Origin of the sequence: Campylobacter novaezeelandiae (genome assembly GCF_018968685.1) — a bacterium.
In the GTDB taxonomy this organism is placed as follows: domain Bacteria; phylum Campylobacterota; class Campylobacteria; order Campylobacterales; family Campylobacteraceae; genus Campylobacter_D; species Campylobacter_D novaezeelandiae.
The window spans coordinates 408,707-423,639 of the sequence record NZ_CP076657.1; the positions used below are offsets into that span (position 1 = coordinate 408,707).

A 14,933-nucleotide genomic window follows, 5' to 3' on the forward strand; every position below is an offset into this window, starting at 1 on the left:
AGGAAAAAAATGGAGAACAATAAAAAAAATGAATTTGATGATATTATTTTAGACAAAAGCAATAAAAGTGAGAAAATTAAGAAAATTTTATTAAGAGTTATTGCTTTAGTTATTTTATTTTTAGTGATTATGATAGTAATGAAACTTATCAATGGAAATGATAGCAGTGAAAAAAATATATTGCCTTCAGAGCCGATAAGCATTAATACCGATGAAAATATGGATAATCAAAATTCTTTTGAAAACATACCTATTACTCAAGAAGATTCAGCTGAAGATCAGTTTGAAATTTTAAAAAAACAAATTCAAGGTGAAGATGCAATAAATGAAAATAATACAAGCGATCAGTTAATATCAAGCATTCCACAAGAGCCTGTGCAATCACAAACAATACAGCCACAACCACAAGAACAAGAAAAAACTGTTGTTAACTCTCAACCAAAAGATAATGACATAGAAAAAAATAAACCTAGTTCTAAAAACAATACAGCGAACAATACTGTTGCTAAGGCTAAAGAAGAATCAAAACCTAAAACTCAAGATCCAAAAGAGCTTTTTCAAAAAGTTGATCCAAAAGTAGAATCTTCAAGTGATTTAACTCCTGGAATATATGTTCAGATTTTTTCAGTTTCTAATGTTGATAAAAAATCAAAAGAGCTTATGGCGGTAAAACAAAAAGGTTATAATTATAAACTTTATAAAACTACAGTTAATGGTAAAGAAATTACAAAAGTTCTTATTGGTCCTTTTAGTAAAGATACTATTGCTAATGAACTTGCAAAAATTCGTAAAGATATAGGAAAAGATGCTTTCTCTTTCACTTTAAAATGAAACTTTTTGGCGTTATAGGTAACCCTATTATGCATTCTAAATCCCCTAGAATGCATAATAATGCAATTAAAAATTTTGGATTTGATGCGCTTTATACGCGTTATAATTTAGAAGATAAAAATAAACTTAAAGAAGTATTGATTGATTTAAAATTTAGTGGCACAAATATTACTTTGCCTTTTAAAGAAGAAGCCTTTGCTATAGCAGATGTTAAGGATAATAGTATTTTAGATATCAAGACTGCTAATACTTTAATTATAAAAAAATCTAAAATTTATGCTTACAATACAGATATTTTAGGATTTTTAAAGGCTATTGAAGATTTTAAAAATTTAAATAAAGTATTAATTTTAGGAGCAGGTGGAACTGCAAGAGCTATTGCTTATGCTTTAAGATATAACAATATAAAAGAAATTCATATTGCAAATCGAAATTTAGCAAGATTTGATTCATTTAAAGATTTTACCACCATGCTTTATGAAGATATTAGTGATTTTAACTATGATATGGTGATTAATACAACCTCTGCTGGTCTTTGTGATGATAGTTTAGCTTGCGATAAAAAAATATTGGAAAAAGTTTTTAGTCATTGTAAGTATGCTTTTGAAGTAATTTACAATAAAGAAACTTCTTTTATAAAGCTTAGCAAAAAATATAATTTAATATATAAAAACGGCTTAGAAATGCTTTTATGGCAAGGAGTTTTTGCTTTTGAGCTTTTTTTTGAAATCAAAAATCAACAAAATAGTATTAAAAATTTTATGCTAGAAGCTTTAAATTTAGAGTAATAATTTATTCAAAAATTATTACCCCATCATCATTTTTTTGAGGATATTTTTCTTCATCATTATCGGTATTATCGGTATTTGGATCGATTTTATCAGTATTTTGCTCTTCAAAATCTTGCGTATTAAATTCATTAAATTCTTGTGTATTTTTTATAGAAGGTTTTCCAAGATCTAGTGCCTTTGGAAGATTAGAATATAAGGTATTTAGAAAATGTTTATAAAAAGCTAAAAAGCTTTTATCAATCTCAAAAGCTGGACGTTCTAAACCTTTGTTAAGTTGTGTTGGAACACTACTAATTGATGTTTTAAACATGCCTATTCCATCATCACTTTTAATAGGATAGGTTAAGTTGATTAAAGAGTCAAGTTTAGTGTTGCTTGACATATCTGTTTTATTTTTAGGATCATAAACATTAATAAATTCAGAATTAGCTTTAAATGCTATTCCTAGTTTAGAATCAATAAAATCTCCCCCAAGAAGTTCATTAGCTTTTTGTATTTCTTTTTCTTCGATATAGATATTTACAGTTGTTTTAAGTTTGTAATCTGGTTGCTTATCGTCTATTTCATAGCCGGCTAAAAGTGCTATAGTTTTTATTTGTTCTTCTAAATTTTCTTTTAAAAGATCAATTTCTTTTTCGATTCTAAGTTTTAGAACAGAATTTTCAAAATAGTCAGAATAGTTATTATTTTGTTCAATGTTAATTGGTTCTAGGCTAATTTTAACATTTGACTGTATAGGTTCAATTTTTGTAGGCACTTGAGGCTTGAAATTTGGCAAAGAAACATTAACAAAATTAGAACTCGTACTAGAACAGGCACTTAAAAGTATAGCAAAAATAGTTATAAGTATATATTTTTTCATAGCAATTCACCTTTAATCTTATTTAGCCGAAATTATAGCAAGATTAAATTTTTTTTGGTATATTCTTTTAAAATTATAATTTTTATTTGGATTTATAAATTATGGAAAAATGGCAAAATATTTATTCAAATTTTGATGTGGTGGCTTTTGAATTATTTGGCTTAAAAGTTCATTGGTATGGAATAATGTATATTTTATCTTTATTGATAGCTTTATTTTTGGCAAAACTTTTTGTTAAAAAATTTAAAATTGATATAAGCTCAAAAATGTTAGATAGTTATTTTATATGGGTTGAAATAGGAGTTATTTTAGGAGCTCGTTTAGGATATATTTTAATTTATGATTCTAATACTTTATGGTATTTAACTCATCCTTGGCAGATTTTTAATCCTTATTATAACGGAGAATTCGTAGGAATTCGAGGTATGAGCTATCATGGTGCAATCATTGGCTTTTTAGTGGCTACATTTTTATTTTGTAAAAAATATAAACAAAATATGTGGGTTTATTTAGATCTTGTTGCTTTAAGCGTTCCACTAGCTTATATATTTGGTAGAATTGGAAATTTTTTAAATCAAGAGCTTTTTGGACGCACAACAGATGTTCCTTGGGGAATTTATGTTAATGGAGTATTACGCCATCCTTCCCAACTCTATGAAGCATTTTTTGAAGGTTTTATTGTTTTTTTAATTGTTTATTATATGAATTTAAGAAAAAGTTTTAATGGAGAATTGATTATTGTTTATGCTAGTGCTTATTCTTTGGCAAGATTTTTTTGTGAATTTTATAGAGAGCCGGATTTTGGCTTGGGTTATATTGCGTTTGGTTTAAGTATGGGTCAAATTTTAAGCTTATTAATGTGTATGTTATCTTTGTTATTTTATATTTATCTTAGAAAATGTAAAATAAATATTTAATTTTTATTAAAGATTTGTTACAATATAATTTGATATTTCTTTAATTCTTTAAAACTACCAAGGAGTAAAAATGGGTTGGCTTATCGAAGGATATCTAGGTAGAAGCATTGAGGGTAAAAAAAGCAAAATTCCTGCAAAATTGGATTTTATCCAAAGTGCTTCTGGGCTTTTTTTGGGATTATTTATGTGGATGCATATGCTTTTTGTGTCTACGATTTTAGTGAGTGAAGATTTTTTTAACTCTGTTGTTCATTTTTTGGAATTAAAATTTGTTTATGATAATCCAATAATGAGTTATATCACTTCTTTTCTTGCGGCTTGTGTTTTAATTGTTTTTATTATTCATGCTGGTTTGGCAATGAGAAAATTTCCAATCAATTTTCGTCAATATCAGCTTTTAAAAACTCATATCAAAACTATAAAACATCAAGATACAACTTTATGGTGGACTCAAGCATTTACTGGTTTTGTAATGTTTTTTTTGGGTTCTGCGCATCTTATTTTTGTAATCACAAATGCAGATAAAATTAGTGGAGAATTATCAGGAGATAGGGTTGTTAGTCATTTTATGTGGCTTTTTTATATAGTGTTGTTAATTTGTGTTGAACTTCATGGTAGCATAGGTCTTTACAGACTTTGTGTTAAATGGGGATGGTTTGAAGGAAAAAATGCTAAAGAAAGTCGTAAAAAGCTTAAAACTGCTAAATGGGTTATAAGTATTTTCTTTTTAGTCTTAGGATTTTTAAGTCTTGCAGCTTTTGCAAAAATCGGTTATAAAAATTATCAAGAACAACAAATACAAAGTGTAATGATAAAAAATTATGATGGAGTAAAACATGAATATACAATATAGTGATGCTTTAATCGTTGGTGGAGGTTTAGCTGGACTTAGAGCAGCAATTGAAGTAGCTAAAAGTGGACAAAGTGTTACGCTTTTAAGTATCTGTCCTGTAAAAAGATCACACTCTGCAGCAGTTCAAGGTGGAATGCAAGCAAGTTTAGCAAATGGTGCTAAGGGTGAAGGAGATAATGAAGATTTGCATTTTGCAGATACTGTTAAAGGGAGCGATTGGGGTTGTGATCAAGAAGTAGCAAGAATGTTTGCCCAAACTGCTCCAAAAGCAGTTAGAGAACTTGCTGCGTGGGGTGTTCCTTGGACTAGAATTAAAAAAGGACCAAGATCTGTAGTTATTAATGCACAAAAAACAACTATAGAAGAAAAAAGTGAAGCTCATGGACTTATTAATGCAAGAGATTTTGGTGGAACAAAAAAGTGGAGAACTTGTTATATTGCTGATGCTACTGGCCATTGTATGCTTTATGGTGTAGCAAATGAGGCTATTAAATATCAAGTAAAAATTATAGATAGAATGGAAGCTGTGCGTATTATACATGATGGTAAAAAATGTTTAGGCGTTATAGCAAGAGATCTTACAAATGGTCAACTTATTGCTTATGTAGCAAGAGGAACTATGATAGCAACAGGTGGTTATGGAAGAATTTATAAACAAACTACTAATGCTGTTATTTGCGAAGGAACTGGAGCTGCTATTGCTCTTGAAACAGGACTTTGCAGACTTTCAAATATGGAAGCAGTGCAATTTCACCCAACTCCTATTGTTCCAAGTGGAATTTTGCTTACTGAGGGTTGTCGTGGAGATGGTGGCGTTTTACGCGATGTTGATGGATATCGTTTTATGCCAGATTATGAACCAGAGAAAAAAGAACTCGCAAGCCGTGATGTTGTAAGCCGTCGTATGATGGAGCATATACGCAAAGGAAAAGGGGTTAAAAGTCCATATGGAGATCATTTATGGCTTGATATTTCTATCCTTGGTCGTGCTCATATTGAAAAGAATTTAAGAGATGTTCAAGATATTTGTAAAACTTTCAATGGTATAGATCCAGCTGATGAGGGACCAAAAGGATGGGCTCCTGTATTGCCTATGCAGCATTACTCAATGGGTGGAATTAGAACTAAGCCAACAGGTGAAAGTCAGTGGCTTGAAGGACTTTTTGCTTGTGGAGAAGCAGCTTGCTGGGATATGCACGGTTTTAATCGCTTAGGTGGAAATTCATGTGCTGAAACTGTTGTTGCAGGTATGATAGTGGGCGATTATTTTGCTGATTATTGTAAAAATAATGGTGAAGTTATTGATACAAATATCGTTAAAGATTTTCTAAGCAAAGAATATCAATATTTAAAATCCTTGGTTGACAAAGAGGGTAAATTTGATGTTTTTGAAATTAAGAATAAAATGAAAGATATTATGTGGGAAAAAGTTGCTATTTTTAGAACAGGAGAAGGTTTAAAAGAAGCTGTAGATGAACTTGAAAAATTATATCAAGAATCTTTAGATCTTAAACTACATAATAAAGAATTAGACTGTGCAAATCCAGAATTAGAAGAAGCTTATAGAGTTCCTAGAATGCTTAAAATCGCTTTATGTGTTGCTTATGGAGCACTTTTAAGAACAGAAAGTAGAGGGGCGCATTTTAGAGAAGATTATCCAAAAAGAGATGATTTAAATTGGATGAAAAGAACAAATACTTATTGGGTTGAAGGTGAAACTTTGCCACGCGTAGAGTATGAAGATCTTGACATTATGAAAATGGAAATACCTCCAGCATTTAGAGGTTATGGGGCAAAAGGAAATATTATAGAAAATCCTTTAAGTCAAAAACGTCAAGAAGAGGTTGATGCAATCCGTGCTAAAATGGAAGCTGAAGGTAAAGGACGCTATGAAATTCAAGAAGCTTTAATGCCTTATGAATTACAAGAAAAATATAAAAAACCAAACCAAAGAATAGGAGTTGATTATGAGTAGAAAATTAACAATTAAAGCTTTTAAGTATAATCCTTTGAGTAAGATTTCAAAACCTCATTTTGTTACTTATGAGCTCGAAGAGACTCCTTTTATGACGGTTTTTGTTTGTCTTACTTTAATCCGTGAAAAAATGGATGCGGATTTAAGTTTTGATTTTGTTTGTCGTGCTGGAATTTGTGGATCTTGTGCGATGATGATCAATGGAGTTCCAAAGCTTGCGTGTAGAACTCTTACTAAAGATTATCCTGATGGAGTTATAGAGCTTATGCCACTTCCAGCTTTTAGACATATTAAAGATTTAAGTGTTAATACTGGCGAATGGTTTGAAGGTATGTGTAAAAAAGTTGAGAGTTGGGTACATCATGATAAAGAAGTTGACATTTCAAAACTTGAAGAAAGAATAGAACCTGAAGTAGCTGATGAAACTTTTGAACTAGATCGTTGTATAGAGTGTGGAATTTGTGTTGCTTCTTGTGCAACGAAATTAATGAGGCCAGATTTTATAGCAGCAACTGGACTTTTAAGAACAGCAAGATATTTACAAGATCCTCATGATGATAGAACTATAGAGGACTTTTATGAACTTGTAGGCGATGATGATGGAGTCTTTGGTTGTATGTCATTGCTTGCTTGTGAGGATAATTGTCCAAAAGAATTACCTCTTCAGAGTAAAATTGCTTATATGAGAAGACAATTAGTTGCTCAAAAAAATAAATAATCCCAAAAAAGGGATTATTTATAATATTGTTTGTTAAATTGTGTTATAAATTAGATTTTATAATGCTTTTTAAGGAAAATAATGAAAAAGATCTTTTTAATTTTAATTTTCTTCAATATTCTTTTCTCTAATGATCTTGATAATGCTTTGAAATTTTATGACAATAAGAACTATAAAAAAGCTTATGAAATTTTCAATGAGCTTTGTGAAAAATCAAATTCAAGAGCTTGTTTTTCTTTGGCTTACATGTATGAGAATGCCCAAGGAGTTTTAAAAGATTTGCAAAAAGCTTATAAATTTTATGATAAGTCTTGTTCATTAGGTTTGAAACAGGCTTGTTCTAATTTAGCTCTTTTGATGCAAGATCAAGGTTTTTTTAATGAAGCTATTTTAGTCTTTAACAAGGCATGTAAATTAAATGATACTCAAAGTTGTAATACTGTAGGTCTTTTTTATGAAAAAGAAAAAGATGGAAAATTAGCTTTAAGTTTTTATAAAAAATCTTGTGCTTTAAAAGATCCTAGAGCGTGTTATAAAATAGGTTTTTTATATGAAAAAGGTGAGCTTATCAAGCAAAATTTAAATCAAGCTTTGTATTTTTATAAACAGTCTTGTTCCTTTGGCTTTGGAGAAGCTTGTTATCTTTTGGGACGTTATAATCAATTTGAAAAAAATGATATAAAAACAGCAAAAAGGTATTTTGGAATGGCTTGTGATCAAAAACATTTACAAGCTTGTGAAGCCTATAAAGATTTAAACAATAAAGATATAAAGATTTATTAAATTTTTTGATATAAAAAATTTAAAGTTAAATATTTAAAAAAATTAATATTTTTAATTTTATGAGAGATATTTTAAAAATAAATTATTTTTTAAATAATTTTATAAAGATTAAATAATGCAATTTAAAAACTATAATTTTTTAATTTAAATAAAATCTAAATACAATTAAGTATTGAAAAAAATAGTATTTTGTATCAATTTATGGTTTATTTAAAGTTATACTATTTTTAAAATTTTAAAAAGAGTATTTTATAATAATTTGTTGCCCTAGTGTAAAAAAATTTTTATTGTACTTTTATTATAAAAATAATTTTTAACAATTTGAAAAATCATTGTATTGATTAGCTAGATGAATTCTATTTATAAAATTAATTTATAAAAATATAAAGCTATTGAGTAGTCATAAAATATATGAAAAATCTATACAATCAGCATAATTAAAAAAAGAATAGCCATAAATAGGCTATTCTTGCTAAAAATGGATTCCATTTTTTTGTTCAATGCTTAAGGTTATAATTAAATTATATTTAAAATCAACTTAATAGTAAAATTAAAATTTGATAAAATATTCTTTATAATTTCTAGACCTTTTTATGAAATGAAATATTTTCTTTTTAATCTTTTTTAACATTTTTAAAGGGCATGGTTCTTTAATAAGAAATAATAAACATATACAATCATGTATAATGGATTTTTAAATATTTTAATTTTTTATTTTTATTAAAAATTGATAATAATCTTATTTTGCTTTGTAAAGATTTTGAAGGCTTAAAAGAAAAATCATTATAATATTTAAAATTATTTAAAATACAAAAATTATGTGCTGAAGCATTTCTTAACTTAGCTATTTCTTCAATAAAATTATATTTTTGTAGTTTTGTTTCTTTGCAATAAAATTTATAAAATTTAATAAATTCTGAAAAAGTTAATATCTCAATAAAATTCCATAAAGCAAAATGGTTTTCTCATTTTTCATTATTTTTTTACACAATACTTTTCTATTAATTTTTTTGATATATTTGTATTTTTTTTCATCTTTTTTATAAGATAAAAGAGCATAAGGTTTTATGCTGTGATAAAAAATTTTTAACTATCTCATATCCATTTTGATTTTCATCGTTGCTACAATGAATGTTAATCTGTGTTTTGAGTAAATGTTAGCAAGTTAAACATAATTCTAGTATAATATCTCTTATAAAGTATCTATAATACTTATTTCTCTTAGATATGCATAATCTAGTCTTATATATTTACCTTTTTTATCTTTATCATAATTTTTTACAAAAGTCTTAAGCTTAAAAAAGTAATTACTTTAGCTTGAAAATTCCTTTGCTTTTTCTTTGCTGATAAGGTTAAATTTTATACCTTGATTTTGCATATATTGTATTTGTTCATCTATATTTAATTTATATTTATTTATAAAATATCCTTATACAAAGATAGAAATTTTTAAATAGCATAAAATATATTTAATTATATTTGATTTATTTTTTTAAGATTATTAAAAAGATTTAGAAAATATGTATTAAAAATAATTAAAAAAATATAAGAAAAATTAAAATTTTTAGATTAAAAGTAAAATAAGATTAAAGAAGTAAAAGCCTATCAAAGATAGGCTAAAAGTTTTTAGAATTTGTAAAGAGCTTGAAGTCTTACAGTATTGTGATCTGCGCTACCAGCATTTTTTCTATCAACGTTTAGGTATGAGTAGAATGCTGAGAAGTCAAGTTTTGGAGAGTATTTGTAGTTTACTCTTGCAACTGCTTCCATTTTATCTCCACCAAATCCAACAAGATCAGTTTTAGTTCCACCATAGATGAAGTCTCCACCTACACGCACAGTTTCGTTAAAAGTATAACCTGCTGTTACATAACCAAAAGTGTTTTGACCATAGTCTCCACTTAGTCTAGAGCCATCAGTATAGAAAATTTCTTCACCAGCAAGTAAAGAGCCTAAATTTCCTTGATCTTCAAGAACAGTTATAGTAACACCATCTTTTTTACCGTAGTATAAACCACCAAGTGTAGCGTCCCAACCGCCAAATTCAACAGTTCCTCTTAAGGCAAAGAAATTATTATTTTTTCCATCCCAACTTACTGGTTTGCTGTTAACAGGGTTATTATTTGTTCCTTTTACGCTATTATCTACAGAATTTCCGAGATAAGCACCTTCTAGAGTCCATTTTACTCCATCAAATACAGTTGTGCTATAAGCTACATCAAGAGCATATAAGAATGCAGTATCAGACATATAAGCTAACCATAATTGAGAGTTGATATCTCCACCAAAAACATTATAGCTTGCAAGTGCAGCACCACCATAAATATTTTTTTCCCAATTTAAAAGTTGTAGAGTATCAGTTTCTTGTTCTGTTCTTGCGTTTGTACTATCTACAGCAAAAGCAGCTAAAGTGATACCATCGATGCTGTTATTTACTACTTTGATACCTGTTCCAACTAAACCATCGATACCATTGTCAGTCCAGATAGTATTTAGTTGTTGTTTACCTGCGATCACGCTTGTAGCAAAGTCATCATTTGTGTAAGTTAAGTATAATTGACGAACGCTAAGTCCTTTACTTGTATTACTTACATTAGGGTTGTATTGAGGTGAGTTTGGATCTGGTTGATAAGCACCATAACCACCATCGTTAGCACTATAGTCAAGTTGCATAAAAGCTTTGAAATTATCAGCTATAGCACCGCTAAAGTTGATTTGCGCTCTGTATTTATGTTGTTGTTTACTACCGTTAAGTTGATCATTTTTGATTGGTTCAAATTTTTTATCAAATGTTCCAGTGTCATATCTGTATCTTAAAACTCCAGATACATCGATATCTTTAAGTACTTCTTCTAAAGGAGCAGCATTTGCTACTGAAAAAGCGCCTGCAGCCATAGCTGCTACTAAACTAAGTTTAACTAGTTTCATAAAATTTCTCCTTATTTAAATATCTACGCCGGCAATTGTATCATAAAAAAGTATTATATTTTCTTAATGTATACTTAAATAGTAATTAAATTTATGATAAATGCTTGATAACAAATTAAAACGCTCAAAAATTTTGAGCGTTTTTCAAAGGAGTTAAGATTATGAAGTTTTTATGTTAGTTTAATGCTAAGAAGTATAAAATTCAAAAGTTAATGATGTGTAATAATTAACTATTTTTTTAAAATGTCGATATTAGATTAATCATATTAAAAGGAGTTAATATGCAAATAAACGCGTATTCTAATGTAGCTATGCAGATTAATAACAACAAACTTAGTTCTCAAACAAGAGAGACAAACACTCAAAGTGCAAATTCTAGTAAAAATATAGATAAAAAAGTTCTTGATCAACTTAGTGCTATAGGTGGCAAGGGAATGAGCGCTATATATTTGGCTGAATTTGAACAAAAGGCTTTTAATGCTGTAAGTGGCAGCATGAGTGCTCAAAATGGAGTTTTTAATCTTTTTTATCAAGATGATCTTAGTAAAGCACAAGGAATTCTTTCAGGGATAGATTTTGCATCTATAGGATATTTTGGAAAAAATCCAATGAATATGAACTCAAACGAGTTAGAAGATTTACTTGGTGAAAATGGTTTTTTTGGTGTGCAAAATACTGCAGATCGTATAGCTGATTTTGTTATACAAGGCGCAGGAAATGATGCAGAAAAGCTAAAAAAAGGTATAGAAGGAATGAAAAGAGGCTTTGAAGAAGCTTCAAAAATGTGGGGTGGGAAATTGCCTCAAATTAGCCAAGATACTATGGATAAGGCCTTAGAAAAAGTTAATCAACGTTTAGATGAGCTTGGTGGAAAAACTTTAGATATCCAAATTTAATTCTTATTTTAACAACCTTAGTCAAACATTAACTAAGGTTGTTAATCCAAATTATAAGCTAAATTCTTTTTTCAAATATTTATTTGTCTAAAATCTTTTTTTGTATCTTTTTAGTGAAAATTTTGAAATTTATATAATGTTTTGATTTATTGATATTTTTTAAATTTTGCATTAGAGTTTATACTTTTTATTTGAAAATAAAATACAAAATTATTTATAATAATTTAAGGTATAAATTGATTTAAGCTTTATTTGCTTTGTAATGTATAATAGTATTATATTTTTGTAATAAAGGAGTGATTTATGGAATTTAAAATTTTAGATAATGGACGCATACAAAGCAAAGGTTATGCAATGTTAGATAAAAATGCTAAATTTACATCTTTTGAGTTTAGTCGTCATGCTATAGGAGAATATGATATTTTAGTAAAAATTCTTTATGCTGGAATTTGTCATAGCGATATTCATACTGCAAGGAGCGAGTGGGGAGAGGCTGTGTATCCTTGTGTTCCAGGTCATGAGATAGCAGGAGAAGTCGTAGCTGTTGGTTCAAAAGTGAGTAAATTTAAAGTGGGTGATTATGCTGGAATTGGATGTATGGTAAATTCTTGCGGAGAGTGTGAGTCTTGTAAAAATTCACAAGAACAATTTTGCGAGCAAGGAAAAACAGTTTTTACTTACAATAGTAAAGATTGCTTTCATGATAATGAAAATACTTATGGCGGGTATTCTAATAATATAGTTGTAAGTGAAAAATTTGCCGTATGTGTTCCAAAAGATGCTCCACTTGAAAAAGTTGCTCCTTTGCTTTGTGCTGGGATTACTACTTATTCTCCTTTAAAATTTTCTAATATCAAAGAGGGTTCAAAAGTGGCTATAGCAGGTTTTGGTGGTCTTGGTATGATGGGGGTTAAATACGCTGTTAAAATGGGTGCTAAAGTAAGTGTTTTTGCTAGAAATGAGAACAAAAAGCAAGATGCTTTAAATATGGGTGTAAGTAGTTTTTATACAAGCACAGATGAAAATGTAGTAAAAGAAAGATTTGATCTTATACTTTCAACTATACCAACAGCTTATGATCCACTTGTTTATATAAATTTACTTAAATTTGGTGGAGAACTTGCTATAGTAGGACTTCCTCCTTATGAAGTTTGCCCTAGTATTAATATCAAAGATTTAGTATTTAAAGCTGGTAAAAAAGTTTATGGATCTTTAATAGGTGGTATAGCTCAAACCCAAGAAATGCTTGATTTTTCACTAAAGCATCAAATTTATCCAGAGATTGAACTTATAAAGCCAAATGAAATCGATAAGGCTTATGAAAATCTTACTTCAGGTAAAGCAAAATTTCGTTATGTGATTGATATGAGATAGTTTTACTCCGGTTTTATGATTTTTTTTGGTATTATTAGAGTTTTATTTAAGGAGTTAAAATGAATACTATACTTTTACTTAATGGTGCAAAAAAATTTGGTAGTTCTAATGGTGAACTTAATCTTACTTTACATAATCTTGCCATTGAAACCCTTAAAGAATTAGATTATAATATCAATGAAACTCATATTGATCGTGGTTATGATGCAGAGAATGAAGTTCAAAAAATTTTAAATTCTGATGTGATAATTTATCAAATGCCAGGTTGGTGGATGGGTGAGCCTTGGATAGTTAAAAAATATATAGATGAGGTTTTTACCGCCGGATATACGCGTTTGTTTGCAAATGATGGACGTAGTCATACAGATCCAACTAAAAATTATGGTAAAGGCGGACTTTTACAAGGAAAAAAATATATGTTTTCTCTTACTTGGAATGCTCCAGCTGAAGCTTTTAATGAGAAAGATGAATTTTTTGAAGGTGTTGGAGTTGATGGAGTTTATTTGCATTTGCATAAAGCAAATCAGTTTTTGGGAATGAGTGCTTTACCGACTTTTATTTGCTATGATGTAGTTAAAAATCCTCAGATTGAAAAATATTTAAGCGAATACAAAAATCATTTAAAAAATATTTTTGCAATTTAAGTTTATTTTAAATTGCAAGATAAATTATTCTTAAAGCAAGGATTTAATAAGCTAAAATAAATTAAATTTTTCTAAGTTTAAAAAATTTTATCCATGATTTTAAATCAAATTTATCTTTTATAAATACCTAAAAAACTTCTTTGATGATTTTTGTATACAATAGATTATTTTAAATATTTAGATTTTGATGATTTTTATCTAAATTTTTGATTGCATCTTGATAAATACTTAAAGAAAAAGTTATATAATCTTTTAAAATTTAAGGATTGATGATGAAGAAGTTAATATTATTTTTTATTTTTTTAAGTTTTTGTTTTAGTCAAGATATTAGATTGTTTGGCTATACAAAGGGTGCAAAAGTTATAGAGGTAAAATTAAAGGATATAAGAATTAATTCAATAGAAAATATTGTTTATTCTCAGGTATCAACAAATGGTAGCATTAGAGGTTTGCATATGTCTTTGTTAATTCCTCAAACTGATGTTTTAAAACCTGCTATTCTTTATTTTCCTGGGGGTGGTTTTATGTCTGCTAATTATTTTAAATATTCTCAGATGAGAATGGCTCTAGCAAAAGCGGGATTTGTTGTAGCTTCTGTGGAATACCGCGTAATTCCTGATAAATTTCCAGCCCTTGTAGTTGATGCAAAATCAGCCATAAGATATTTAAGAGCTCATGCTAAAGAATATGGTATTGATCCGATGAAAATTGGTGTTTTAGGAGATTCAGCAGGAGGGTATTTGGCTCAGATGGCGGGAGTGACAGATGATAAAATCTTTGAGCAAGGAGAATATTTAGATAAAGATTCTAAAGTTCAAGCTGTGGCTACAATTTATGGAATTTCTAATCTTTTAAATATCGGTGAGGGATTTTCAAAAGAAGTGCAAGAAGTTCATCACTCTTTAGCCGTAACAGAGGCTTTATTGGTAAATGGGGTAGCTTTTAGAGATTTTGCAGGATTAAGTATCCAAGCAGATCCTAAAAAAGCACTTTTTGCTAGTCCTTTAGGTCATATTAAAGGTAAAAAGCCACCTTTTTTAATAATGCACGGTAGTGCAGATACATTGGTATCTCCAATACAAAGCAAGCAACTTTACGAGGCTTTAAAGAAAGAAGGTAATGAAGCAGAATATATCCTTATAAAGGGAGCAAATCACGGGGATATTTATTGGTATCAAGATGAAGTTATTAATCTAGTAGTTAAGTGGTTTAAGAAAAATCTAGCCTCAAAAGATAAAAAAGGAATGCAAAATTTACAAAATCTAAATAACAATCTTTAAGAAAAGGGTTAAAATATAGATTTTTTAAAATAATTTAAATCTTTTATGTAAATGTTTTAATTAGAATACATAAAAGATTTT

At 28.5% G+C, this 14,933-nt stretch carries 13 protein-coding genes; 11 read left to right on the top strand and 2 right to left on the bottom strand.

Annotated features, from left to right (window positions below; all coding sequences use genetic code 11):
- Nucleotides 1-9 precede the first annotated feature (9 nt).
- On the top strand, nucleotides 10-831 hold the full coding sequence (locus CNZW441b_RS02180; protein WP_131166246.1) for an SPOR domain-containing protein: 822 nt from the start codon (nucleotides 10-12) through the stop codon (nucleotides 829-831).
- Entirely contained in the window at nucleotides 828-1,619 is a 792-nt protein-coding gene (locus CNZW441b_RS02185; RefSeq protein WP_131166245.1) for a shikimate dehydrogenase, read from the top strand. The genes CNZW441b_RS02180 and CNZW441b_RS02185 overlap by 4 nt, the downstream gene beginning before the upstream one ends.
- Before the next feature lie 4 nt (nucleotides 1,620-1,623).
- On the opposite strand, the gene CNZW441b_RS02190 is transcribed toward CNZW441b_RS02185, so the two are convergent.
- Nucleotides 1,624-2,484, bottom strand: a complete 861-nt coding sequence (locus CNZW441b_RS02190) for a YajG family lipoprotein (protein WP_131166244.1) — start codon at nucleotides 2,482-2,484, stop codon at nucleotides 1,624-1,626.
- 101 nt (nucleotides 2,485-2,585) lie between these two features.
- On the opposite strand from CNZW441b_RS02190, the gene lgt reads away from it, so the two are divergent.
- From lgt to CNZW441b_RS02215, 5 genes are all read left to right on the top strand, one after another.
- Entirely contained in the window at nucleotides 2,586-3,401 is an 816-nt protein-coding gene (lgt, locus tag CNZW441b_RS02195) for a prolipoprotein diacylglyceryl transferase (protein ID WP_131166243.1), read from the top strand.
- A 70-nt stretch (nucleotides 3,402-3,471) separates the two neighbouring features.
- Nucleotides 3,472-4,254 carry a fumarate reductase cytochrome b subunit gene (locus tag CNZW441b_RS02200; RefSeq protein WP_131166242.1) on the top strand — a complete coding sequence of 261 codons (783 nt, stop codon included), beginning with the start codon at nucleotides 3,472-3,474 and terminating at the stop codon, nucleotides 4,252-4,254.
- Complete coding sequence (locus CNZW441b_RS02205; protein WP_131166241.1) at nucleotides 4,238-6,229, top strand: fumarate reductase flavoprotein subunit; 1,992 nt, start codon at nucleotides 4,238-4,240, stop codon at nucleotides 6,227-6,229. Before CNZW441b_RS02200 ends, CNZW441b_RS02205 begins: the two co-directional genes overlap by 17 nt.
- Nucleotides 6,222-6,947 carry a fumarate reductase iron-sulfur subunit gene (locus CNZW441b_RS02210; protein WP_131166240.1) on the top strand — a complete coding sequence of 242 codons (726 nt, stop codon included), beginning with the start codon at nucleotides 6,222-6,224 and terminating at the stop codon, nucleotides 6,945-6,947. The genes CNZW441b_RS02205 and CNZW441b_RS02210 overlap by 8 nt, the downstream gene beginning before the upstream one ends.
- 81 nt (nucleotides 6,948-7,028) lie before the next feature.
- Nucleotides 7,029-7,730, top strand: a complete 702-nt coding sequence (locus CNZW441b_RS02215; RefSeq protein ID WP_131166239.1) for a tetratricopeptide repeat protein — start codon at nucleotides 7,029-7,031, stop codon at nucleotides 7,728-7,730.
- A 1,626-nt stretch (nucleotides 7,731-9,356) separates the two neighbouring features.
- Here the strand turns inward: CNZW441b_RS02215 and CNZW441b_RS02225 are convergent.
- Nucleotides 9,357-10,658 (bottom strand): major outer membrane protein, encoded by a 1,302-nt coding sequence (locus CNZW441b_RS02225; protein ID WP_131163731.1) that lies wholly within the window; start codon nucleotides 10,656-10,658, stop codon nucleotides 9,357-9,359.
- 281 nt (nucleotides 10,659-10,939) lie between these two features.
- Between CNZW441b_RS02225 and CNZW441b_RS02230 the strand changes: the two genes are divergently transcribed.
- The 4 genes from CNZW441b_RS02230 (at nucleotide 10,940) to CNZW441b_RS02245 (ending at nucleotide 14,852) form a co-directional block, all read left to right on the top strand.
- Nucleotides 10,940-11,554 (top strand): hypothetical protein, encoded by a 615-nt coding sequence (locus tag CNZW441b_RS02230; protein WP_131163730.1) that lies wholly within the window; start codon nucleotides 10,940-10,942, stop codon nucleotides 11,552-11,554.
- A gap of 303 nt (nucleotides 11,555-11,857) precedes the next feature.
- Nucleotides 11,858-12,928, top strand: coding sequence for an NAD(P)-dependent alcohol dehydrogenase (locus tag CNZW441b_RS02235; RefSeq protein WP_216681518.1), 1,071 nt, complete (start codon nucleotides 11,858-11,860; stop codon nucleotides 12,926-12,928).
- 59 nt (nucleotides 12,929-12,987) lie between these two features.
- Nucleotides 12,988-13,572: an NAD(P)H-dependent oxidoreductase gene (locus CNZW441b_RS02240; RefSeq protein WP_131166234.1), complete on the top strand. Its 585-nt coding sequence runs from the start codon at nucleotides 12,988-12,990 to the stop codon at nucleotides 13,570-13,572.
- 272 nt (nucleotides 13,573-13,844) lie between these two features.
- Nucleotides 13,845-14,852 (top strand): alpha/beta hydrolase, encoded by a 1,008-nt coding sequence (locus CNZW441b_RS02245; RefSeq protein WP_208332046.1) that lies wholly within the window; start codon nucleotides 13,845-13,847, stop codon nucleotides 14,850-14,852.
- Nucleotides 14,853-14,933: the final 81 nt, after the last annotated feature.